At 59.2% G+C, this 23401-nt stretch carries 21 protein-coding genes and 2 pseudogenes; 17 read left to right on the top strand and 6 right to left on the bottom strand.

Annotated features, from left to right (window positions below):
* Positions 1-86 precede the first annotated feature (86 nt).
* Positions 87-305, top strand: coding sequence for a DUF1858 domain-containing protein (locus OEG84_RS11745; RefSeq protein WP_267653933.1), 219 nt, complete (start codon positions 87-89; stop codon positions 303-305).
* A 6-nt stretch (positions 306-311) separates the two neighbouring features.
* On the opposite strand, the gene OEG84_RS11740 is transcribed toward OEG84_RS11745, so the two are convergent.
* The gene (locus OEG84_RS11740; protein WP_267653932.1) at positions 312-1007 is read right to left on the bottom strand and encodes a Crp/Fnr family transcriptional regulator; all 696 of its coding nucleotides are present in this window, start codon (positions 1005-1007) and stop codon (positions 312-314) included.
* A 118-nt stretch (positions 1008-1125) separates the two neighbouring features.
* Between OEG84_RS11740 and OEG84_RS11735 the strand changes: the two genes are divergently transcribed.
* On the top strand, positions 1126-2316 hold the full coding sequence (locus OEG84_RS11735) for an NnrS family protein (RefSeq protein ID WP_267653931.1): 1191 nt from the start codon (positions 1126-1128) through the stop codon (positions 2314-2316).
* Between the two features lie 31 nt (positions 2317-2347).
* Here OEG84_RS11735 and OEG84_RS11730 read toward each other — a convergent pair whose 3' ends face one another.
* Positions 2348-3025 carry an NnrU family protein gene (locus tag OEG84_RS11730; RefSeq protein ID WP_267653930.1) on the bottom strand — a complete coding sequence of 226 codons (678 nt, stop codon included), beginning with the start codon at positions 3023-3025 and terminating at the stop codon, positions 2348-2350.
* 341 nt (positions 3026-3366) lie between these two features.
* On the opposite strand from OEG84_RS11730, the gene OEG84_RS11725 reads away from it, so the two are divergent.
* From OEG84_RS11725 to OEG84_RS11690, 8 genes and pseudogenes are all read left to right on the top strand, one after another.
* Positions 3367-5619, top strand: a complete 2253-nt coding sequence (locus OEG84_RS11725; RefSeq protein ID WP_267653929.1) for a NosR/NirI family protein — start codon at positions 3367-3369, stop codon at positions 5617-5619.
* Positions 5620-5632: 13 nt separating this feature from the next.
* Positions 5633-7552 (top strand): TAT-dependent nitrous-oxide reductase, encoded by a 1920-nt coding sequence (gene nosZ, locus OEG84_RS11720; RefSeq protein ID WP_267653928.1) that lies wholly within the window; start codon positions 5633-5635, stop codon positions 7550-7552.
* Positions 7553-7564: 12 nt separating this feature from the next.
* The gene (locus OEG84_RS11715; RefSeq protein ID WP_267653927.1) at positions 7565-8833 is read left to right on the top strand and encodes a nitrous oxide reductase family maturation protein NosD; all 1269 of its coding nucleotides are present in this window, start codon (positions 7565-7567) and stop codon (positions 8831-8833) included.
* Positions 8830-9378: pseudogene (locus OEG84_RS11710) on the top strand (ABC transporter ATP-binding protein); the annotation flags it as partial. The gene OEG84_RS11715 and the pseudogene OEG84_RS11710, both read left to right, overlap by 4 nt.
* 307 nt (positions 9379-9685) lie before the next feature.
* Positions 9686-10579 (top strand): ABC transporter permease, encoded by an 894-nt coding sequence (locus OEG84_RS11705; RefSeq protein ID WP_267653926.1) that lies wholly within the window; start codon positions 9686-9688, stop codon positions 10577-10579.
* A complete protein-coding gene (locus OEG84_RS11700) occupies positions 10576-11127 on the top strand; it encodes a nitrous oxide reductase accessory protein NosL (protein ID WP_267653925.1) in 552 nt (183 codons plus the stop codon). Before OEG84_RS11705 ends, OEG84_RS11700 begins: the two co-directional genes overlap by 4 nt.
* Positions 11124-12215 carry an FAD:protein FMN transferase gene (locus tag OEG84_RS11695; protein ID WP_267653924.1) on the top strand — a complete coding sequence of 364 codons (1092 nt, stop codon included), beginning with the start codon at positions 11124-11126 and terminating at the stop codon, positions 12213-12215. Before OEG84_RS11700 ends, OEG84_RS11695 begins: the two co-directional genes overlap by 4 nt.
* Positions 12216-12329: 114 nt before the next feature.
* Positions 12330-14996, top strand: coding sequence for a bifunctional diguanylate cyclase/phosphodiesterase (locus tag OEG84_RS11690; RefSeq protein ID WP_267653923.1), 2667 nt, complete (start codon positions 12330-12332; stop codon positions 14994-14996).
* A gap of 581 nt (positions 14997-15577) precedes the next feature.
* Here OEG84_RS11690 and OEG84_RS11685 read toward each other — a convergent pair.
* The 4 genes and pseudogenes from OEG84_RS11685 to OEG84_RS11670 all read right to left on the bottom strand — a co-directional run bounded on the left by OEG84_RS11685 (position 15578) and on the right by OEG84_RS11670 (position 17466).
* Positions 15578-15793, bottom strand: a complete 216-nt coding sequence (locus OEG84_RS11685; RefSeq protein WP_267653922.1) for a hypothetical protein — start codon at positions 15791-15793, stop codon at positions 15578-15580.
* Positions 15790-16899 (bottom strand): tyrosine-type recombinase/integrase, encoded by a 1110-nt coding sequence (locus tag OEG84_RS11680; RefSeq protein WP_267653921.1) that lies wholly within the window; start codon positions 16897-16899, stop codon positions 15790-15792. The genes OEG84_RS11685 and OEG84_RS11680 overlap by 4 nt, the downstream gene beginning before the upstream one ends.
* A gap of 65 nt (positions 16900-16964) precedes the next feature.
* Positions 16965-17051 (bottom strand): annotated as a pseudogene (locus OEG84_RS11675) (helix-turn-helix domain-containing protein); the annotation flags it as partial.
* On the bottom strand, positions 17038-17466 hold the full coding sequence (locus OEG84_RS11670; protein WP_267653920.1) for a helix-turn-helix domain-containing protein: 429 nt from the start codon (positions 17464-17466) through the stop codon (positions 17038-17040). The pseudogene OEG84_RS11675 and the gene OEG84_RS11670, both read right to left, overlap by 14 nt.
* A 167-nt stretch (positions 17467-17633) precedes the next feature.
* Between OEG84_RS11670 and OEG84_RS11665 the strand changes: the two genes are divergently transcribed.
* The 7 genes from OEG84_RS11665 to OEG84_RS11635 all read left to right on the top strand — a co-directional run bounded on the left by OEG84_RS11665 (position 17634) and on the right by OEG84_RS11635 (position 23401).
* Entirely contained in the window at positions 17634-17855 is a 222-nt protein-coding gene (locus OEG84_RS11665) for a hypothetical protein (RefSeq protein WP_267653919.1), read from the top strand.
* A 250-nt stretch (positions 17856-18105) separates the two neighbouring features.
* Positions 18106-18534 carry a RusA family crossover junction endodeoxyribonuclease gene (locus OEG84_RS11660; RefSeq protein WP_267653918.1) on the top strand — a complete coding sequence of 143 codons (429 nt, stop codon included), beginning with the start codon at positions 18106-18108 and terminating at the stop codon, positions 18532-18534.
* Entirely contained in the window at positions 18531-19037 is a 507-nt protein-coding gene (locus OEG84_RS11655) for a DUF4406 domain-containing protein (RefSeq protein ID WP_267653917.1), read from the top strand. Before OEG84_RS11660 ends, OEG84_RS11655 begins: the two co-directional genes overlap by 4 nt.
* Before the next feature lie 32 nt (positions 19038-19069).
* Complete coding sequence (locus OEG84_RS11650) at positions 19070-19855, top strand: DNA-methyltransferase (RefSeq protein ID WP_267653916.1); 786 nt, start codon at positions 19070-19072, stop codon at positions 19853-19855.
* Positions 19852-21204 (top strand): SNF2-related protein, encoded by a 1353-nt coding sequence (locus tag OEG84_RS11645; protein WP_267653915.1) that lies wholly within the window; start codon positions 19852-19854, stop codon positions 21202-21204. Before OEG84_RS11650 ends, OEG84_RS11645 begins: the two co-directional genes overlap by 4 nt.
* Positions 21201-22121 (top strand): hypothetical protein, encoded by a 921-nt coding sequence (locus OEG84_RS11640; protein WP_267653914.1) that lies wholly within the window; start codon positions 21201-21203, stop codon positions 22119-22121. Before OEG84_RS11645 ends, OEG84_RS11640 begins: the two co-directional genes overlap by 4 nt.
* The gene (locus OEG84_RS11635) at positions 22121-23401 is read left to right on the top strand and encodes a DUF2800 domain-containing protein (protein WP_267653913.1); all 1281 of its coding nucleotides are present in this window, start codon (positions 22121-22123) and stop codon (positions 23399-23401) included. Before OEG84_RS11640 ends, OEG84_RS11635 begins: the two co-directional genes overlap by 1 nt.

The following is a 23401-nucleotide window of genomic DNA, read 5'->3' as shown; positions in this document are numbered from 1 at the left end:
AGCGCCATTTCGAAGTTCATTGCGATGGATCAAACTGGGGTCTGCCAAGCCTGCTAGTCTAGCATTGCAGCGTTTTGGGAACCTTGATGGGCAAGCAGGAGATAACAATCGATATGTCGATGGATGTGGTGATGAGCCACTATCCGCAGACAATTGCCGTGTTGCTGGCACTGAAGATGCATTGCGTCGGGTGCGTGCTGAGTTCGTTTCACAGCGTTGGTGATGCGGCGCACGAACATTCGCGCGATGCCGAACCATTGCTCGATATGCTCAACTCCGCAATCGCGCCCGACGACAAGGGCTGAGCCGCCTTAACTGCGCGCGGTGGCCAGCATCATCAACTCGTGTCCCTCAATGATGGTGATCCGCTGGCGCCCACTCTTGATCCATCCCTTGGTTTCCCAGCTGCTGAGCAGGCGGGAAACGGTATGAAGCGTCGTCCCGGTCATCTCGGAAATGTCCTGGCGGGAAATCAGGAAGTCGATCAGGATCCCATCCTCGGTCTTGCGTCCGGTTTGCCTGGCGAGATTGAGAACCGCGTTGGCAACCCTTTGTTCGACCCGTTCGGTGGCAAGCTCGACAACACGGTCCTGGGTGCCGACAAGCCGTTCCCCGACCAGCGAATAGGTGTTGGTCGCAAACCCCGGATGGGTCGAAACGATGGCATCCCAGATGGAGGAACGCCATGAAAGCAGAACGCAATCAGCTGCGGCCACGGCGTTCGCCGGATAGGTTTCGCGGCCAAGTGCCTTGGCAATTCCCAATAATTCGCCGGCGGCAATATAGCGGATGATGACCTGTTCGCCATCCGGAGTCACCTTGACCACGCGGACAAATCCATCAAGAAGCAAAAAGAACGAATTTGCCTTTTCGGCTTCCCGGAAAATATGCGAATCTTTCGGATGACGGACGGAGACCGCCTTGGCGAGCATGCCCTCCAGAGATTGGCGATCCATTCCCGCGAAAGGCGGCAGATCGGCAATGAGGGAAGGATCAAGACGGCTCAAAGGTTTTCTCCAATTTGCGACAGTGCAAAGACCCTGTGAGCAAAACTGTTAGGGACATAGCCGCGCCAACGCAACCCAAAGGCGGCGGCGCGCGAAATTAATGAATGTGGATCTGATCATGGCAATTCCTCGAACCCGCGACTACGCCGGCCCGGCACTTCTGAGCTACGGTTTTCGCCCGTTTTTTCTGTTCGGCGCGCTCTATTCGGGGCTGTCGATTCTGCTCTGGCTACCGCAGTTCTATGGCGAGTTGAGCCTGTCGACACTGTTTGCGCCAACTGATTGGCACGTTCATGAACTCTATTTCGGTTTTCTGCCGGCGATTATCACCGGGTTCCTGTTCACCGCGGTTCCGAACTGGACCGGACGGATGCCGCTGCAGGGCAACGGCTTGCTGGTGCTGGTGATGATCTGGCTGGCCGGACGGCTGGCGGTGACATTTTCATCGTACATAGGCTGGCAGTCGGCACTGGCCATCGACGTGTCGTTTCTGATTGCCGTGGCGATGGTAATTGCCCGCGAAATCATTGCCGGCGCAAACTGGCGAAATCTGAAAGTGCTGTTGCCGCTGTTGGTGCTGACATTGGCCAACATCGCCTTTCACCTGGAAGCGCATTTTGAGGGCGTTTCCGATTACAGCCGTCGGCTGGCGGCACTGGCCGCAATCAGCCTGATCATGCTGATTGGCGGGCGGGTGATCCCAAGCTTTACCCGGAACTGGCTGGTGCGGGAAAACCCGGGGCGTTTACCGGCAGCGTTCACGCGTTTTGACGTTGTCTCGATTGCCGTCGGGGTCCTGGCCCTTGGGTTCTGGACGGCGTTGCCGGAATCGATGGTGACTGCGGTAACTATGGCGGTTGCGGCCCTGTTGCAATTGCTCCGGGTGGGGCGTTGGGCGGGCGAGCGCGCACTGCGTGATCCGCTGGTCTGGATCCTACATGTGGGCTACTTTTTCGTGCCGGTCGGCTTTGCCCTGATCGCAGCGGCCATTCTCTGGCCAGACCATGTTTCGCAAGTGGCTGGCGTGCACGCGCTCAGTGTCGGCGCGGTTGGCGTGATGACTTTGGCGATGATGGTGCGGTCTTCGCTGGGGCATACCGGACAGGCGCTGAAGGCGGGCCGCTCCGGTGTCTTCATCTTCGCATCGGTGCTGGTCGCAGCTGTTGCCCGCATCCTGGCGGCCACGACTGACAGCCAGACGCTGGCGCTGCATGTCGCGGCTTTTGCCTGGATGGCGGCGTTTGTCGGTTTCGGGGTGATCTTCGCTCCGGCGCTGCTGAGGCGGCGAAGATCAAAAGCCGAACGCTAATGCATGCGTTGGCTCAATCTACTGTAGCGCGTCAGAAAACCGCCAATGGTGAAACGCCGATCACCGCCGGGTGCAAGACAAGAAGCACGGCAAACAGAGCGACGCCGGCCAGGGTTCTGACAACGAACCGGTCGCGGGCGAAGCTTTGTAAAAGCGGCGCCTGACGCACGGCGATCGCCAGTGCGTTATACTCCGCCGCGCCGAGTAGCCGTTTGTTGCGGCGGTCCAGCAAGCGCATTCCGAGCAGCGAGAAGGAGGCAAACACTCCGAACAGGATAATGTGAGCGAGATCTCCGTTGGGCAGCATGTGTGAACCGGCCCACAACAGAAAACCCACCAGCAGCGGGTGCCGGTATACGCGGACGATACCGGCATGCGCAGGGTCGAAGCGGGACCCGGTCGTGCCGCCGAATGAAAACGGATTGGGCCGCCCGAGCGTGAAGGCGATGATGAGGCAGACTGCCAGCATGACGATCAATGTGACGCCGAACTGCCAGGGGGCCGGGCTCCAGAGCTCAACATAAGGTGCCCGTGCGGCGGCGTAAATCAACCAGCCCAGCGCAAATATCGACACACAGGAATACAGCACGGTAAAGGCGCGCCCGCCGATGCGTTTGACGATCTGTGCCTTAACCGGTGGCCGTACCGGCACGCTGTGCAGCACGAAGAATGCCAGGAAGGCGATTGCGAATTCATACCAGCTAGTCATCTGTTCCTCTATTCGGTAGGGTGACGCACCTGTTTCAACAGCTCGCCTGGCCGTTGCCTGCGCCCGAAAGCGATACGCCATAATATCCGGCGAGTTCCAGTACCCTTAGCCTTTCAAGTCCGTCGGTGACCGCCCGTTACCGTTGAAATGATTGATCCTGATGCCGTTTCGGCATTCGGGTGAGCGGTGATTCCACAATGTTCGTCTGCTGCTCCAGGGGATCATCCCAAAAATACAGATATATGCAATGCAACATTTTTTCGCAGGGGTTGAGCTAGATCAAAGAGCCACTGAGTGCGTCCCCCTAAGTTCCCTTTGTGAATAATCGGATGAACTGAAACATGATGAGCAAACCGGGCCGCGGCCATAGTTGGATTATTTCATTGTTCGCGTTGATCACCAGCCTGGTGCTTGGCGTGGGCGGCGCGCAGGCCGAGCCGCTGGTCATGAAATTCCTGGACGAAGTCAGTGTCGGGGAGATCGTCCCTGACGCTACCGAGTATGGCCCGCTTCGCAGCGATATTCCCGTGGTTGAGGCGCTGAAGGACGGTCAGGTTCTGGGCTATGTGTTCCTGACTTCGGACTTTGTGACGACCACCGGCTATTCGGGAAAGCCGATCCACACGCTGATGGGGGTTGATCCGAAAGCGCAGGTCACGGGTGTCCGCCTGGTCAAGCATTCCGAACCGATCGTGCTCGTCGGTATTCCCGAAGCGAAAATCAAAGCGGTCACGGAAAAATATGCCGGGCTCGACCTTATCGCAGAGGCGGAAGCCGGCGGTTCGGCGCATGATCTCGACATTGTCTCGGGCGCGACTGTGACCATCATCGTCATTGACGATTCGATTGTCCGCGCCGGCCTGAAAGTGGCGCGCGCGCTGGGGCTCGGTTCGCTCGAGCCGGAACTGGCAAGCAGCGGCCCGACCAAGGCACTGCTCATGCCGGCGGGTGACGATATACCGGTTTCCGATTGGCAGACACTCGCTGGCGACGGCTCCATCCGCAGCCTTCGGCTCGACGTCGGACAGGTCAATGCGGCGTTTGAAGAAACCGGCGATCCGCGCGCCATCAAGCGTGCCGAAAAGGGTGACCCGGACGCCACCTTCATCGACATGCAGATGGCGCTGGTCAGCGCGCCTGAAATCGGTCGCACGCTGCTTGGTGACAGCGAATACGCAAATCTGCTCGAGTGGCTCGACGAGGGCGACCAGGCCATTCTGGTGGTTGGCCGCGGCAAATACTCCTTCAAGGGCTCGGGCTATGTTCGCGGCGGAATCTTTGATCGCATGCATCTGATCCAGGGCGATACGGCCGTTCGGTTTCATGACAAGCAGCACAGACGGCTTGGCAAGCTGGCGCCCGAAGATGCGCCATCCTTCACCGAACTTGATATCTTCAAGGTCAAGGCCGAAAGTGGATTTGACCCGGCCGAGCCGTTCCGCCTGCAATTGCTGGTGCAGCGTGCTGTCGGCGCCATCGACAAGGCGTTCATCACCTTCGATCTGGGTTACCGGATTCCCGATCGCTACACCGAAAAGCTGGCTGCCGCCGCTCCGGAGGTCAACAACGCGCGGATCCAGAGCGATGTGGCCGTCTCCGACACCAGCGAACTGAGCCATTTGTGGAAGCGGATCTGGATTCAGAAACGCGTCGAAGTGGTTGTGCTGGTGGCCGCTCTCATCCTTCTGACCGGAGTGTTCTTCTTTCAGATGCAGGTGACAAAGTATGAGCGCTTTACCTACTGGTTTCGCATCGGCTTCCTGACTTTCACGCTTGTTGGCCTTGGCTGGTACGCCAATGGGCAATTGTCGGTGGTCAATGTGCTGGCGTTCTTCTCGGCGGTGACGACCGGCTTTTCGTGGAACGCCTTTCTGATGGACCCGCTGGTCTTCATCCTCTGGTTCTCGGTGGCGGCGTCGCTGCTGTTCTGGGGGCGCGGTGTGTACTGCGGCTGGCTCTGCCCGTTTGGTGCGTTGCAGGAACTGACCAACAAGATCGCCCGCTTTTTCAAAATCCCGCAATACACCCTTCCCTGGGGCCTGCATGAGCGGCTGTGGCCGATCAAGTACATGATCTTCCTCGGTCTGTTCGGCCTCTCTCTCTATTCGCTGGAAATGGCCGAGCGCTATGCGGAGATTGAACCCTTCAAGACGGCGATCATCCTGAAATTCCAGCGCGGCTGGCCCTACATCCTGTTCGTGGTGGTGCTGCTTGGCGCCGGCCTGTTCATCGAGCGGTTCTATTGCCGTTACCTGTGCCCGCTCGGTGCGGCACTGGCGATCCCGGCGCGGCTGAGGATGTTCGATTGGCTCAAGCGCTACAAGGAATGCGGTGATCCGTGCCAGCGCTGTGCCAAGGAGTGCATGGTCCAGGCGATCCATCCTGAAGGCAATATCAACCCCAACGAATGCCTGCAGTGCCTGCACTGCCAGGTGCTCTACCAGAGCGATACCAAGTGCCCGGTGTGCATCAAGAAAGCCACCAAACGCGAAAAATTCCTCAAGCAAAACAATATGAGTCCGACGTCGCCGAAATCCGGCGGATCAGGGCAGCCGCTTGTGGGGACGACCACGACGTCTCAGTCAACAACCTGAAAGGAACTAGCAAATGTCAGGTGAAGAAACAAAACGGAAAGGCCTTTCCCGGCGCAATCTCATGGCCGCCACGGCCGGCGGAGCTTTTGTCGCAGGATCGGGCATGGGCTCAAACCTGCTGAGCGGTGCGCTTGTCAGCAAGGCGCATGCAGCGACACCGAAATTGCACTTCGAACCCGGTGAGCTCGACCCCTATTACGGCTTCTGGTCTTCGGGCCAGACCGGCGAGATGCGCATTCTCGGTTTCCCTTCAATGCGCGAGTTGATGCGGGTTCCGGTGTTCAACCGTTGCTCGGCCACCGGCTGGGGTCAGACCAATGAGAGCCTGAAAGTGCTCACCGAAGGCCTGACTGAAGAAACCAAGGAGTTTCTCGCCGCCAAGGGCATGAAGACCTATGACAATGGTGACCTTCACCATCCGCATATGTCTTTCACCGACGGCACCTATGACGGTCGGTATCTGTTCATGCAGGACAAGGCCAACACCCGCGTCGCCCGCGTCCGCTGCGACGTGATGAAATGCGACAAGATCATCGAGATCCCGAATGCCCAGGACATCCACGGCATGCGGCCGCAGAAGTTCCCGCGGACCGGCTACGTCTTCGCCAATGGCGAGCATGAAGCACCGCTGGTCAATGACGGCACCATTCTGGACGACCCGTCGCAGTACGTGAATATCTTCACCGCCATTGACGGCGACGAGATGAAGGTATCCTGGCAGGTCATCGTGTCGGGCAACCTCGACAACACCGACTGCGACTATCAGGGCAAGTACGCCTTCTCGACCAGCTACAACTCGGAAATGGGCATGAACCTTGCCGAAATGACCGAGAGCGAACTCGACCATGTGGTGGTGTTCAACATCAAGGCCATTGAAGAAGGCGTTGCTGCCGGCGATGTGCAGGTGCTTAACGGCGTGCCGGTCATCGACGGCCGCAAGGGACAGAACAAGAAGTACACCCGCTACATTCCTATCCCCAACAGCCCGCATGGCGTCAACACCGCGCCTGATGGCGTTCACATCATGATCAACGGCAAATTGTCGCCGACGGTTTCGGTGATTGATGTGACCAAGGTCGATGCACTGTTCGAAGAAGACGCTGATCCGCGGTCTTGCATCGTTGCCGAACCGGAACTCGGACTTGGGCCGCTTCACACCGCGTTCGATGGCAAGGGCTTTGCCTACACGACGCTGTTCCTCGACAGCCAGATGGTGAAGTGGGATATCGCCAAGGCTATCCGCGCCTTCGCCGGTGAGGATGTCGATCCGATCGTCTCCAAGGTCGATGTGCATTATCAGCCGGGCCACAACCACACCACCATGGGTGAAACCAAGGAGGCGGACGGTGCGTGGCTGATCTCGCTCAACAAGTTCTCCAAGGACCGGTTCCTCAATGTTGGTCCGCTGAAGCCGGAAAACGAACAGATCATCGATATCTCGACCGATGAGATGAAGGTGGTACACGATGGACCGACCTTTGCCGAACCACATGACGTCTGTTTGGTGCGTGCGGACATCGTCAACCCGGTCAATGTCTGGTCGCGCGACGATACGATGTTTGCCGATGCCGTTGCCCAGGCGAAAGCCGATGGAGTCGACCTCGAATATGATGACGTTGTCATCGAGGACGGCGACAAGGTGCGCGTCTACATGACCTCGGTTGCCCCGCAGTTCGGCCTTGAGAAATTCACGGTCAAGCAGGGACAGGAAGTCACGGTATATGTGACCAACCTTGATGATGTGGATGACGTGACCCACGGGTTCTCCATATCCAACTACGGCGTTGCGATGGAAGTGGCGCCACAGGCGACCGCGTCGGTCACATTCACGGCGAACCGTCCAGGCGTTCACTGGTTCTACTGCCAGTGGTTCTGCCATGCCCTGCACATGGAAATGCGCGGACGCATGCTTGTCGAACCACGCAAGGCCTGAGGCTAACCGACCATGAACCTGACCGCCCGCACATTTGCAGTGCTGCTTGGAACCACGCTCCTCGCGGGGATGGCGCACGCCGCCGATCTCCGCGTCGAGCCGGGTCCGGATGCACTGGTGCGGGCGGTCGAACTGGCCCAGCCGGGCGACCGTCTGCTTTTGGAAGCAGGGACCTATCAGGGTGGCCTTGTCCTGACGAAGGCGCTTGAAATCGACGGCCAAGGCAAGGCGCATGTGGTTGGCACGGGCACCGGCTCGGTGATCACCATTGATGCACCGGACGTGATTATCGAAGGTTTGACCCTGACAAGCTCGGGTCGCTCGCACCAGACCATCGACAGCGGCGTGCAGATGACCAAGAAAGCTCTCCGTGCCATCGTTCGCAACAATCAGATCGAAGACAATCTCTATGGTGTCGACATCCATGGCGCACGCGATGCGCTTGTCGAAGGCAATACCATCATTGGCGGCGACGACAGGCTGATGAACCGGCGCGGCAACGGCGTCTATGTCTGGAACGCACCGGGCGCCAAGGTGACCGGCAACACGATCCGCCAGGGCAGGGATGGCATTTTCGTCAATACCAGCCGCAAGAATACCTTCACAAACAATCGCTTCGAAAAGCTACGTTTTGCCATTCACTACATGAATGCCGATGACAGCGACGTTTCCGGCAACGTCTCGATTGGCAACCATCTTGGTTACGCCATCATGTTTTCAAAGCGCGTGACCATGCGCGACAACATCTCGCTTGATGATCGTGATCACGGGATCATGCTCAACTATGCCAATAATGCGGTGATCGAGGGCAATGCCGTTGTCGGCGGCGGCGAAAAATGCCTGTTTGTCTACAACGCCAACAAGAACCTGATCAAAGACAACCGCATCGAAGGTTGCGAAATCGGCATTCACTTTACCGGTGGCTCGGCACGCAATGCGATTACAGGCAATGCCTTTGTCGGCAATCGCACCCAGATCAAGTTTGTCAGCACCAAGGATCACACCTGGTCGGGCAATTACTGGAGCGATCACGCTGCCTATGACGTCAACGGGGATGGCATCGCCGACCAGGCGTTCCGGCCCAATGATGCGATGGATCGGGTATTGTGGACCCAGCCTTCGGCCAAACTGCTGCTTGGCAGCCCCGCAGTACAGCTTGTGCGCTGGGCGCAGAGTGAATTTCCGGCGTTGCTGCCGGGCGGAATTGTCGACGACAAGCCGCTGATGAAACCGCATGACCTGCCGGAAACGGCACGCAACTGGAAGGCAGCCCGGCAATGAGCGAGGTCCTCAAGGCTCGTGATGTCTGCATGAAGTTCAAGGCTGTAACCGCCTTGACCAATGTCAGCATCGACGTGGCGCCCGGAGAACAAGTGGCGTTGCTGGGGCACAATGGCGCCGGCAAGACCACATTGTTCCGCATTGTGCTGGGGTTCATCAAACCCACCAGCGGTACGCTTTCGATCGCCGACCACGCCCCCGGTAGCGATGCCGCGCGGCGTGTGGTCTCCTATCTGCCGGAACAGGTGGCGTTTCCGAAAATGCTGACCGGCAGGGAAATCGTTCGCTTCTATGCGAGCCTCAAGGGCGCAGCATCGGATGCGGTGCAGGATGTGTTGAAGAAGGTCGATCTGGTTGAAGCAGCCGACCGGCGGGTGGAAACCTATTCGAAGGGCATGCGCCAGCGCCTCGGCCTGGCGCAGGCGCTGGTCGGGCGGCCTGGACTGTTGTTGCTTGACGAGCCGACCTCGGGTCTCGACCCGATTTCGCGGCAGCACTTCTATGAGCTGATCGCCGAGGTCGCCGGCAATGGTGGCTCGGTGCTGCTGTCGTCGCACGGCCTGAGCGAACTTGAAGCCAAAACCGACCGCGTCGCCATTCTGCGCAAGGGCGAGCTGGTGGCCAATGGGCCGCTGTCGACGCTGCAGGCGGAGGCGGATCTGCCGATCCGGATCCGGGTTCGCGCCGCCGCAAACGCGCTTGACGAAGTGTTTGAGCGGATTGGCGGCAAGCGCGTCAACGGTGCTTCGGTGGAGATCATGTGTCCGAGAAACGGCAAGATGGCCGCGCTGTCAAAGATCAATGACCTTGGAGCACGGGTGGAAGATGTGGATGTGACGCCGCCGTCGCTGGATGAGATCTATCGGTATTTCTCCAAATCCGACATTGGCCCCAACCAGGGAGTGCTGCGTGATGCACGGCATCTCGACTATTGCTGCGACCGAAATCCGGATTGGCCTGCGCAACCGCTGGATCATCCTGTCATCGCTGATCTTGCTAGTTTTTGCGCTTATTCTGGTGCTTATCGGCAGCGCCCCGACCGGCGAGATCAAGACCAATGCGGTTACCGTGGTGGTTGCCAGCCTGTCGACCTTGTCGGTCTATCTGGTGCCGCTGATCGCACTGTTGCTGTCGTTTGACGCCATTGCCGGCGAGATCGATCGCGGCACCTTGCAACTGGTGCTGGCGAGCCCGGTCTCGCGGGGCACGGTGCTGCTGGGTAAATTTATCGGCCATGTAACGGTGTTGAGCATTGCCGTGGTCATCGGCTATGGCATCGCCGGTCTTGTCGCTTTTTACGCAGGTGGCGGCGGCGATTGGAGCGCACTTGTCGATGTTGCCCGGCTTATCGCCAGCAGCATTGTGCTGGGTGCGACCTTTATTGCCATCGGCTACATCGCCAGCGCCAGTGTACGGCAAACCGGTACCGCCGCCGCACTGGCCGTCGCAATCTGGCTGTTTGCGGTGGTGCTGTATGATCTGGCACTGCTCGGCGGTCTTCTGGCGAGCCAGGACGGCGTTTTTGCGCGAACCCTGTTTCCCTGGCTGCTGGTACTCAACCCGGCCGATGCATTCAGGCTTTACAACATGAACGCGATCGATGCGGCCGCCATGGGCAGCAATCTGGGTGGCGACATGGGATCGGCCACGCCGCTTTCCGGCCTCGCGGTGATGATTAGCCCCGTGGCCTGGGCGATGCTGGCGCTGGGTCTCTCAACAATGGTGATGCACAGGATTCGGCCATGAAGATTGCTCTCAAACCGATCGCTCTTGTCATGGTGATGATCTCGATCTCCGCCTGCAGCGAAGAGCAGGCCGAGGTGGCGGTGCCGCAGCCGGTGGCGCTGTCGGAGGAAGCCGTCGGTCATTATTGCAACATGACCGTGCTGGAACACACCGGGCCCAAGGCGCAGATCTTTCTGGCCAACAACCCGCATCCGATCTGGTTCAGCCAGGTGCGTGACGGCATCGCCTATATCCGGTCGCCCGAAGAGCTTTCCGAGGCGGTCGTTGTCTATGTCAACGACATGGCTAAGGCGAAGAACTGGGCCTTTCCGGAAGAGGATACCTGGATTGATGCCAGCCAGGCCTGGTTCGTGATCGGTTCGCGCAAGACCGGCGGCATGGGAACACCGGAGGTGATTCCATTTGGCACCGAGGTTGCTGCCAACGTGTTTGCGGATGAAAACGGCGGCACGGTGGTTCAATTGGCCGAAATTCCCGACGCCTATGTGCTTGGTCCTACTGGGCTCGATGATGACCCAGCCAATCTGATTACAGGAGCAATCCAATGAGCCTGACCCGTCGTCGCTTCATTACCATCACTGCGGGCTGTCTGCTGACGGCGGGCACGGCAGGTGCTGCCAATATGGGCGCGCGCTGGCAAGGCGTTGCGCTCGGTGCTCACGCTGACCTTCGATTGGTCGGTTTGCCTGCGCAGGAGGCCGAGAGTCTTATTGTCTTGGCGCGGGCGGAGATCGAGCGTCTTGAGCAACTGTTCAGCCTTTATCGCGACGATAGCGCGCTGGTCCGGCTCAACGCGACAGGCATGCTCGATGGACCGAGCGCCGATCTGTTGGAACTGTGTTCGCATGTGTCATCCATCCACGCGGTTAGTGACGGGCTGTTTGATCCCACCATCCAGCCGCTGTGGTCAGCCTATGCACGCGGCGACGGTGTGGTTGACAAAAGCGCATTGAAGGCCGCCCGCGCTGTGGTCGGTTGGGACAAGGTGGAGGTCTCTGCGGGGCGGATCCGCCTCAGGCCGGGCGCAGCTCTGACCTTCAACGGCATCGCCCAGGGTTTTATTACCGATAAGGTCGTCGCCCTTCTCAAGTCTCAAGGCCTTGAGGCGGGGCTTGTCTCGGTGGGCGAGATTGCCGCGGTCGGTGCGTCTCCGTCAGGCGATGGCTGGGAAGTGGGGTTGGCCGAACATGAAGATGACGCCGCCCGCACATCGATCCGCTTGCGCGACCAGGCGGTTGCGACCTCGAGTCCCCGAGGGACACTGATCGGGGAAGGCCAGTCCGGCCATATTCTCAATCCCCGGACCGGTGAGCCGGCTGCCAGCAACTGGAGCCGTGTCAGCGTGGTACACCGACTGGCGGCTGTCGCCGACGGCCTTTCGACAGCCGCGGTGCTGATGAGCGAGGAAGAAGTGCGGCGTCTCGCAGGTGGGATTTCGGGCGCCGCGTTCACTGTCGCAACGCCTTCGGGGGCGAATTCTCAATTTAATCCTGGCGCGGTGCTTGGCAGCGTTGGCGCTAATCCTGTCATCGGGACGGCCTCATGTGGGCCAACTGGTGCAGCGCTTGAGGTTATGCCGATAGGGAAAGGCGATGAGACCGCATTGGCAATTTACCCAGCTGATCAATCAACATGAGTCCGAAATTTAGATAATTGTTACAGGTTTTCGGCCTAAGTTGCCCGCAATAACTCCGTTCGCAACCACTGGGCGCAGTGGTTTCGAGGAGTCTTCGTTCTGGCGGGAGTACCCATGATTGCAATTCCCAAGCTGAGCCTGAATAGCGGGCAAAAGTATTGGCGCCCGAGCTATCTCGCGGCGGGTATTGCACTTGTCGTTACACTTGTTGCCGGTATTTTTGCCGAAATCCAGAATAACGCCATGCACCACCAGCGCGCCCGTGCTGAAGTGGGCGAACAGCTCGGGATCATACGCGCCAAGCTCGAAGGTAACATCAACAGCAATATCCAGTTGGTACGCGGACTGGTCGCCGTGATTGCGACCGAACCTGATATCGACCAACAACATTTTGCGAAAATTGCCGGCAACTTGATGGGCACTCACTCGCAATTGCGCAGTATCGCCGCCGCGCCCGATCTGGTTATCAGTCTGATGTATCCCTTAAAGGGTAACGAGAAAGCCGTCGGGCTCGATTACCGTACCAATGATGCACAACGCGATGCGGCGCTCAGGGCTGTGGATTCCCGCGAAATGGTGCTGGCCGGCCCAGTCGATCTGTTGCAAGGCGGCAAGGGATTCATTGGCCGGTTCCCGGTATTCTACGAGATCCAGTCCGGCAGGGGGAGATTGTGGGGGCTGGTCTCCGCGGTTGTTGATGTGGACCGTTTATATGCGGATAGCGGGCTCAATAGTCCGGACCTGCCCCTCAACGTCGTAATCCGCGGTGTGGATGCGACTGGTGGCGACGGCGAGGCGTTCTTCGGAAACGCCGAGGCTCTCGACCATGATCCGGTGTTGGCCGAGGTTTCACTGCCGAGTGGCAGCTGGCAATTGGCCGCGACACCTCGGGGTGGATGGTCGGATACGCCGGCGAATGCCTGGCAAATCAGATATCTCATCCTGCTTGGCGGTCTGCTTGTCATTCTGCCAATCTCGATTGCCGGTTACCTGTATGATCAGCGGCGGGAGCATGTTCGTGAACTGAACCGGCGCGGCGCTGAGATGCAGAGACTGCAACAGCGGCTGAAACTTGCGCTGAACACATCGAGAATCGGTATCTGGGAGCTCAATGTCGATACCTGGGAGTTGTCTTGGGATGAGCGCATGCGGGAACTCTACGATATTGCCGATGATGTCGAGGTTTTGAATCTGGATCACTGGAAGGCCGCACTTCTCCCTGAGGACGTTACTCAGGCCGAGGCTGATTTCAAACAAGCCGTTGCAACCGGCGCAACGTACAAATCCGAGTTTCGAGTTCTCACCCGCAAGGGTGAGATACGCTGGATCCGGGCCATTGGCGCGGTTCATGAAGATGAGGGTCGCCAGCGCTATATTCTCGGCGTCAACTGGGACGTTTCAACGGACGTCCAGTTGAAGACGCATCTGCTGGCGGCGATGCAGAACGCGGAGGTTCGCAACAATGAGCTTGAGGATGCGCGGGCCCAGATGGAACGGAATTCGTTGCATGACAGCCTGACGGGACTGCCGAACCGGCGATATCTCGACGAGCAGCTTCTTGGCAAGGACGACGGGGCAAACGTTACCGCGCTGCTGCATATCGATCTCGACCGCTTCAAACAGATCAACGACACGCTCGGTCATGCAGCCGGTGACGCGATGTTGATCCATGCTGCGTCGATCCTGAAAGCCCACACACGCCAGGGTGATTTCATCGCCCGCATCGGCGGTGATGAATTCGTCATAGCCACCACTACGGATGCAGGTACGGCGCAACTGGAGGCGCTTGCAAGCCGGATCATTGAGCATATGCGCCAACCGGTTCCCTATGAAGGTCACGAGTGCCGGTTTGGTGTCAGCATCGGCATTGCCATTGCAAATTCAATGGAACCAGACAGCACCAAGCGGCTGCTGATTGACGCCGACATTGCGCTCTACCGCGCCAAGAGCAACGGCCGAAACCGATACGAGTTCTTCAATGATGCGTTGAAGGCCGAGGTTGTGCGCAACAAGCGGATCGCAGACGATATTCTGAACGGTCTCGAACGGAAGGAGTTCCTACCCTACTTCCAGCCGCAATTCGATGCCGTGACGCTTGATGTCATTGGAGTCGAGGCGCTGGCACGCTGGCAACATCCCCGCGAGGGAACACTGGCTCCCGACGCCTTCCTCAAGACCGCTGATGAACTCAATGTCGTGCCGCTGATAGATCGCTCGATTCTCGAGCAGACCCTTTGGCAGTCGACACGCTGGAAAGCGGCCGGCATTTCGATCCCGAAAATGTCGGTCAATGTATCGGCGGGCAGGCTCTATGAACCGGATTTGCTCGACAGCCTTGACGGGATGGTGATTGAAGAAGGCACGCTGTCGTTCGAACTTCTCGAATCGATTTTTCTTGATGAGAACAACGACACAATTGTCGCCAACATCGAAAAGCTCAAGCGGCGGGGTATCGAGATCGAGATCGATGATTTCGGCACCGGCTATGCTTCAATCGTCAGCCTCATCCATGTTCGTCCGACGCGGCTGAAGATCGACCGAAGCTTGATCCTGCCGATTGTCGAGTCCGAGAGCAGGCGGCGGCTGGTTGCCTCGATCATCGATATCGGACGCTCACTGGGCATCAAGATCATTGCTGAAGGCGTCGAGACCATGGAGCATGCAGCGATCTTGCGTGACCTCGGTTGCGATACACTGCAAGGCTACGCGCTGGCACGCCCGATGTCGTCTGAACAGCTGATGGAGTTTGTCCGCGAGGAATCCTGGCGGCGTGTGGCCTGAGCCGCGTGGCTCGATGTCCGGAAGTTTCGACCACCGCCAACACCGCTGATGACCTGGAGACCCGACCCCTGTTGCCCGTCTCTACGTTTCTGAGCGCAGTACCGGGTGCTTGCCATTACACCGTGAGTGTAGCGGTGCTCGCTATTGAACCCTGAGTGTAGCCTGCGTTCATGCTGACATGTCGAGGTGGATCGATCCCGATCCCGGGTCAGGCCGCAATAGCGGTCGCAGTTCATGCAACGATACCGAAATACCTCACCGGGTTACCGGCCAGACGAATGAATAACGAGAATGCTCACAGCGTATGCTCGACGAGCTTGCTGCCCGTGAGGCCATCACGTTAATGGCTGCATGACTGTGAAAGGATGGTGGGCGTAACAGGGATTGAACCTGTGACCCCTACAATGTCAATACGGTTGTCGCTTATTCTGTAGGGTGTCGGTTGACAGGGTTTCGCACAATCGTGGGGTTTTCTGTCTAGTTTGTAGGGTGTATGTGGTTTGTCGGGTGACAAAATGACTTGCAAAGTGGGCAGCGACTTGCAAGGAAGCTACCCACTTTTTCGTCTCATAAAACATCGATCACGATGCCATCTCCATAGCCACGCGCGGGCTACCGTTGACAGTTTCGACGCGCAGCGACTTAGGGTCGCCGCCGGCGCGAACCATGTCGAGCAGTTTCTGCTGCACCTTCGCGTAAGCGAAAGCGTACTTGGCGCTGTTGGCCTCGTCGGGGTCGACCCCTGCCTGCCGGTAAAATTCGTCAGTGACTTCGTCGCGTTCAACTGAGTGCGTCATGATGACATCTCCAAAACCCCGCCTGAGATCAGATCAACGGCCTCTCGCAAATCGTCGGGGCAGTGCTTTGCGTAGACCTTTTCCACCATTCGGATGGAATTTCCTAGAACCTTGGCGATCACCCAAAGCGGCACACCGCGCCGCGCCATGTGGGTGGCCGCCGTGTGGCGCAGAACGTGCGGCGAGATGCCGGTGGACTTGGGCTTCGTGCCCGGTGCCGGCTTCTGCTGCTTGCCCGCCAGGCCAGCTTCTATGACAACGCGCTGGATCGGCGCCCATACGGCCCCCTTGTTGTCCAGCACCAGGTTGTTCTGCCGCTCGGCAAAGGCGCGCTCCATGATCGGGCGCAGCGCTTTCGAGATCGGCACCGTGGCGCGCAGCTTCTTGGTCTTGCGGCGCCCCGGTACGTCGAGCACGATCACGTTCGTCTCGAAGTCAACCCGGTCCCATGTCAGATCGAGCAAGGCCTGCTTCCGACCTGCTGTCTCGAGCGCCAGCCACAAGAAGCGCTCGGGCCGGGTCAACCGATCGCCGCGGCGCAACCGTGCGGCAGCGTCGAGCAGCTTCTGGATCTCGTCAGTGCGCAGCCACCGGTCGCGGGGCTCGCCGGCTTCCGGCAGCGTCACCTTGCGAATGCAGGAAGGATCGATCAACCCGCGGCGCTGGTCAGCGCAAAAGCGCACGGCGGCCACCAGGTAAGACACCTCTTTCGTCACGGTCTGCGGCTTGACCTTACGCCCGAGTTTGCCGGAAATTCGCTTTTCGAGGTAATTGTCTATCGCGACTTGCGACAAACCCGACGCAGGCAATGCGCCGAAATGGGGCTGCATCTGCTTCCACGCCAGCTTCGCGTTGTACTGACCTGCGAGCTTCGGCAAGACGTGCTTGGCCTCGTAGACCGACCACACGTCCGCAAGGGTGAGGCCGACGCCGCGGGTGTCTTCCGGCGCGGCGTACTCCATCAGGAGCCATTGGCCGAAGAAAGCTTTCGCCTCAGCCAGATCCGACGTGCCCGTGCTGATGCGCTTTCCAACCCGGTTTTCTGTCCAGTGGACGTAGATTTTTCCGTTTTTGGCTTTCTTGAGGTAGGGGGCTGAGCCAGACATTTGGTCGTCTCCAGATAGGATTTGAGGTCGTCTTCGTCGATCGTCACGGGGCGGCCCCTGTGATAGGCCAGCTTGCCGGAGAGCCGAAGGCGTTTCACCTTCTCAACCGAGCACCGAAGCCGCTCTGCGACTTCGGCCTCAGTTAGAAGCATCGGTGTTCAGCAGCCCGGCGATCTTCGCCGCAACGTCGAAGCTGACTTCGCGGTCGACCGTCAGCCAGGCACGCTCCGGGTTGCCCGGGCTCGACTTGATCGCGAAGCTCGGCGCGTCCTCCCGGATCGCCCCGTGGTTGATATTCGGCAGTACCCGCTCCGGCTCCACGCCCAACGCTTCGGCCAGTTTCTTGACGCTCTGCGCTGTCGGGAACGACTGGCCTCGAATGTAGGTCGAGATAGAGTAGCGCGGCATGTCTGCGGCGCGGGCAAGATCGGACTGACGCCAGCCTTTCGCGATCATCATGCGGTAGAGACGACGCCCGAACTCTTCCTTGGTGAGGAACTTGGGTGTGGTCGTATCTTCGTCTTTAGCCCGGTCGTTCACTATGTGCGTCCGGTTATTTGATGCCATCAGATTTGTCTCCTTTCCGGAAAGTGTATGTCGGTTTACATTAATAGGCGACATACAATGCACTTGCAAGACATTTTGTCTTTTTTGTTGTTTTCGCCGCTTGACACCGGACAATCTGTCCTCTTATATACGACAAACAGGCGACAAACACTTTACAGACTGCGATCATGTTCGACACGAAGAAGTTCCTCATTGACGAATTTGGCGGCATACCCAAGGTTGAAAGCCTTCTGCATGCCTATGGTGCCAAGCCGGCCTCCGCGTCGGCAATTGCCAAGTGGTTCCAGCGTGGCAGCGTTGCAGGAGAGCGCCTGGCCGAACTGCTCTGCATCCTTGAGATGGAGCGTGGTGCGCCGATACGATTGACCAAGTACTGGGAGAAGAACTGATGCTATCGCTGAAATCGAACACCCTGGATTGTGGGATTGAAAGCGCCCATTTCTGGAAGCTCTCGCGTGACATTAAGCGCGTGCTGAGCAGCGCCCCGCGGCCCTTCGATCGTGGGCGTCTGGCAGAATTGGCTGATGAAGTCGAGGTCGTGGCGATGCATACCGACAGCGAGCAGATCAGCGAAAGGTGCGCAAAACTGCTCGCATCAATCCCGCCACATGCACGGGTTGCCCGGAAGGGTCTCCGATCATGCGCCTTACCGTAAATCTGGCCGGTGCGCCGCTGGCGAAAGGCAGGGTGCGGTTCGCCAAGGCAACCGGCCACACCTACACACCGGAGCGCACCGTCAACTACGAGAGCCGTCTGGCCCATGCTGCGCAAGTCGCGATGGCGGGCCGGCCGCTGCTGACCGGGCCGCTTGAAGTCCACGTCGAGATCCGCATGCCGATCCCGAAGAGCAAACCGAAGAAATGGAAGGCCGACGCGCTGGCGGGATTGATCCGCCCGACGAAGAAGCCCGACGCCGACAACTTCGCCAAGATGCTCGACGCGCTCAACCTCATCGTGTGGGAAGACGACAGCCAGATAGTCGACCTGCGGACCGTCAAATTTTACCACGAAGCTCCGGCCTTCATTGCGACGGTCTCGGAGCTGCAAACTGAAGGAGTATTCGGATGATACCTAGCCAAGTGGAAAGAGCGAAGATGCGGCATGCGGAAGCCCTCGCGCGTATTGTCGCAGGCGCCGAGCGCGTTACCGGCGAGACTGACGCCGAGTTCAAAGCCCGGCTGAGTGAGATGCGGAAGGGTGCGCACCCGGAGACGACTAAGGAGCCGGTGAAGCGCAAGATATATCTCAGCGGCCCCATGAAAGGCTACCCAGGCAGCAACTACGATCTGTTTACACGGGTGGCTGGTGAGCTGCGCGCAGCAGGCCACGAGGTCCACAACCCGGCTGAGTTCCCGCACGACGGGCCGCACGGGACGTTCCCGTTGCGCCAGGCCTTTGCGGCATACTGCGCCTATATCTGTAACGAAGCAGACACGATCGTGCTGCTGCCGGGCTGGCAGGTCTCGCTCGGAGTGAGCGCCGAACTGGCTCTCGCCAAGAATTGCGGGCTTGAAGTCGCCGAGTACGCAGACGCTTCGGTTGCGGAAGAATTTCGCTTGACCTTTTTGTAGCATTTGTAAACAGTGACGCTTGACAGAACCAGATGAAACAGCTTGGCCGGAGAGCCACCGTGACGACCATGACGCCATTTCAGCTACACCGTGGCGACTGCCTTGAGATCATGCCTACGCTCGCCGCGGGCGGCGTCGACATGGTGCTGTGCGACCCACCCTACGGCACGACCGCCTGCAAATGGGATACGGTAGTCCCTCTCGAGCCTATGTGGGCTCAGGTGGGCCGCTTATTGCGGAGGGGCGGCGTCGCGGTATTCACTGCTTCGCAGCCGTTCACGTCGGCGCTGGTTATGAGTAACCCGGCGGCGCATCACCAGACGCTAGTGTGGCGGAAGAACAAGCCTAGCGGCCATTTGAACGCAAAACGCAGGCACCTCACCAGCCACGAGGACATCGTTGTTTTCTGCGATGGCACACCTACCTACAATCCACAGATGTGGCAGTCCATCCCGTCCAATGGGGCTCGCCGAACCAAGTTCACGCCGGTCTATGGTGCGCAGGTTCCGACAGAGTACCCAAGCGGCAAGACGGACAGGTATCCGGTTTCCGTGCTGCCCTTCGACGTGGTGAATAACGACGGGACCAATGGTGGCAGGCACCATCCAACCCAAAAGCCGGTAGCCCTGATGGAATACCTGATCCGCACCTACACCAACGAGGGTAACACGGTTCTCGACTTCACCATGGGGAGTGGCACAACCGGCGTCGCCTGCCGCAACACAGGCCGAAATTTCATAGGCATCGAGAATGACCCGGGGTACTTCGCGATCGCCGAACACCGGCTCGGGAAAGTTGATCTGGGGGTCTTCGGATGATCCCATTTCCAACACAGCTTTCGGGCGCCCATTTTCTGGCTTCGCGCAATCACGCGCTGCTGGCAGACGAGCCCCGTTGTGGAAAAACCGGCACCGCCATCATGGCCGCCGATTACATCATGGCGACCTCGATCCTGGTCATCACGACGGCATCCGGTCGGGGCGTCTGGCTCAAGGGTTTCTCGGACTGGTCGGTGTTCGACCGCGACGTGCAAGCCATCATGAACACCAAGAAGCCGGTCACTGCCGATACGGTCATTGTCGGCTGGCCCTCGTTGGTCAACCCGCGCGTCATGGCTCAGTTACTGGCCCGCAAGTGGGATCTGGTGATTTCCGACGAAGACCACTTCGCCAAGAATTTCACGGCCAAGCGCACGCAGTCACTTTACGGCAAGCTCGTTGATGGCGGCGCGACCCTGGACCACGCCACTGCGCTTTACAGCAAAGCCGCCAGGGTGTGGCCGCTGACCGGGACGCCAATACCGCACAGCCCCGACGACATGTACCCCAGGCTGCGCGCGCTGGCGCCCGAGAGGCTTCTGAGCAATGCCGCCAAGGGGTGGCCCTGCGTCATGGAGCATGACGACTTCCTGCACCGCTATTGCGTGGTCCGGATGAAGAAGCTGTCGCAGTTCAACCGGATCAAGGTGGTCATCGGCGGCCAGAACCTGCCGGAGCTGCGCGAGCGGATCAAAGGCTTCATTCTGCTACGGACGCAAGCCGACGTTGGTATCCGGCCACCTTCTTACGACACACTGCCGCTGATCGTAAGCGAGACGCAACGGCGCGCTGCAGACGCCAACCTCGACCAGAAAGCCATCCTGGAAGCGGTCAAGGACGGCAAGACCAAAGAACTCGACATGCACCTTGGACCGCTGCGGCGGATCACCGGAGAGATCAAGGCCGCCGCCGTGATCGCTGCAGTGAAGGAAGAATTTGACTGCGGCCTCGACCGCATCGTTCTGGCCTACTGGCATCGGGACGTGGGCAAGATCCTGATGGAAGGGCTTTCGCAGTTCGGCGTTGTCGGAATTGACGGCGCAACGTCAGCCGACATGCGACAGAAAAACGTCGAAGCGTTCTCTGATCCGAAAGGCCCGCGCGTCTTTCTGGCGCAGATCGAAGCCGCCGGCGAAGCAATCGATTTATCCGCGGCTGCGGTGCTCTGGTTCGTCGAGGCGTCCTTCTCGCCCCGCTCCATGAAGCAGATGTCGCTGCGGATCACCAATCACGAGCAACGGCGCAATGCCGTCGTGAAAGTCTGCGTTCTTCAAGGGTCCATAGACGAGGCGTTGCAGGCTTCGCTGATGCGTCTGTGGACAGCAATACGAGAGGTTTTGACCAAATGAGCATTAATATTCACATCGAGGTTCCGGAGAAATCCGTGCAAACCGGAGACGCATCCGACTACCTGGCGCGGTCCATGGCTGCGCTCGGCTTCTACCGGGGCCGCACGTCGGATAAGGGTGAAGCACCAGTTACCGCAAAGGACGCTGACGAGACCCCGGAGCAGAAGGAAGACGGCGTCGTCGTTGATACTGGCTTCGAGGTTCCTGTAGCCGAGCCGGGCGGAAATGTTTTCGCAGACACGAAGCAAGAAGCCCCGACCCGCGAGCGCGGCAAGCCTTCTGAAGGCCGCAAGCGCAGGACCAAGGAAGAGATCGCGGAAGACGAAGCGGCTGATGCCGCCGACGCTGCTGCGGCTGCCAGCAAACCGGCCATCTCGACCGGCGAGAACCGGGTTGGCCCTGAAGACGACGCCGAGACCGAAGCAGCAGATGCTGCGGACGAGGCGGCTGAAACTGAAAGCACCGGTCTTGCACCGATTGACCAGCTTCGCCGCGCCATGGGCGCGTATCAGAAGAAGTTCGGCATGGCCGAAGCCGTCAAGCTGGTCGAAGAAGGCGGGCTGATCGGCCGCGGCATCACCGATATCGACGAAGCCGACATTCCGGCTGCTGTCGAGCGGGTCAACGCGGCGGTTGCCGGTGCCAAGACCGAAACCAAGGCTGCAGCGGAAACTCCGACTGCCACCAAGGAAGACGCTGTGGCGGCGATGAAGCGCTATGCGCTGGAGTTCGACGGGCAGAACACCGACCCGGCGAACATGCCGTTCACGATGGAAGACTGCCCCAAAATCTTCGGCATGCTGTTCGGCGCCGGCATCACCAAGATCAGCCACGTTCCGGCTGATGGCTACGGCAAGGTCGTCGCGGCCATCGACGAAGCCATCCAGAAAGACCCGTTCAAGCGCGGCGCTGAATAATGGTTGACCACGGAGAACGCGAACATGCTTCGTGGGCGGCATCGGCAACCGCGCGCAATGTCCACTGCCCGGGCGCTCTTGCCCTGGCGCTGGACGCCAACACACCGGACAAGGAGACAATCCATTCCGCCCGTGGAACGGCGGCCCACCAGATCTCGGAGAAGTGTCTGCGCTCCGGCGCTGATGCTGACAGCTTCATCGGCAAGATCGAGAAGACCAAGTCTCACGAGATCGAGATCGACGAAGAACTGGCCAACTCGGCGCAGGAATACATCGACTACTGCCGCGGCTGCCTCTCCGGGTACGAGGGTGAGTTCGGCGGCGACGCCATCTTCTGGATCGAAGAGAAGTTCTCACTCGCCGAGTTGGGCCCGCCATTCGATGCCGGGGGCACGGGTGACTTCGTCGTCTACTACCCTGTCTGCAAAGTGCTCGAAGTCGTCGATCTCAAGAACGGCATGGGCGTCGTCGATGTGAAGGACAACCCGCAGCTCCGGACCTACGGGCTCGGCGCAGTGTTGGCGCATCCGGAGCTGGACGTTGAAACGGTCACTGTGACGATCGCTCAGCCCCGCGCGCCACATAAGGATGGGCGCATACGTTCGGAGACGTTTCACGTCGCCGATCTGATCGCCTGGACGGCCGATCTCCTGAAATCCATGCACAAGTCAAAAGCTGCAATGGACGCCTACGAGACGGCCAAGGGCAACAGCGTGTTGATGGACGAGTGGGTGGCCGAATGGCTGCAGCCCGGCAAATGCACGTTCTGCCCCGTTGAAGGGACTTGCCCGGCGCTGCGCCGGGACGCTCTCAGCGTTGCATCGGTCTGGTTCGACGACATGAACCAGCCCCGCATCGGCAACATGCCAAACGAGATGTCACCGGAGAAGATCGCCGAGACGCTCGACATGCTGCCGATGCTCGAAGATTGGGTGAAGGCCGTCCGCGCCTACGCCCATACGCAGGCCGAGATGGGAACCACCATTCCCGGCTGGCAGCTATCCGAGAAGATCGGCAACCGCCGCTGGATCGACGCCGACGTGGCGCTTGTCGAGCTGATGGAGCAGGGCTTCTCGGAAGACCAGGTCTACGACCGCAAACCGATCAGCCCGGCCAAGGCCGACAAGCTGCTCGGAGCAAAACGGAAGGCTCTGATCGAGCCCTTTGTGGAACGACCCGTGACTGGAACAAATCTCGTTTCGGAAGCGAAAACATCGCGACCGCCGGCACCGTCGACGGCAGCAAAATACTTTGAACCAAACAGTGAGACAGGAGAATAA

Source organism: Hoeflea algicola (assembly GCF_026619415.1).
Lineage (GTDB): Bacteria > Pseudomonadota > Alphaproteobacteria > Rhizobiales > Rhizobiaceae > Hoeflea > Hoeflea algicola.
Note: the sequence above shows the minus strand (reverse complement) of the source record. Positions and strands in the feature narration are given on the sequence as shown.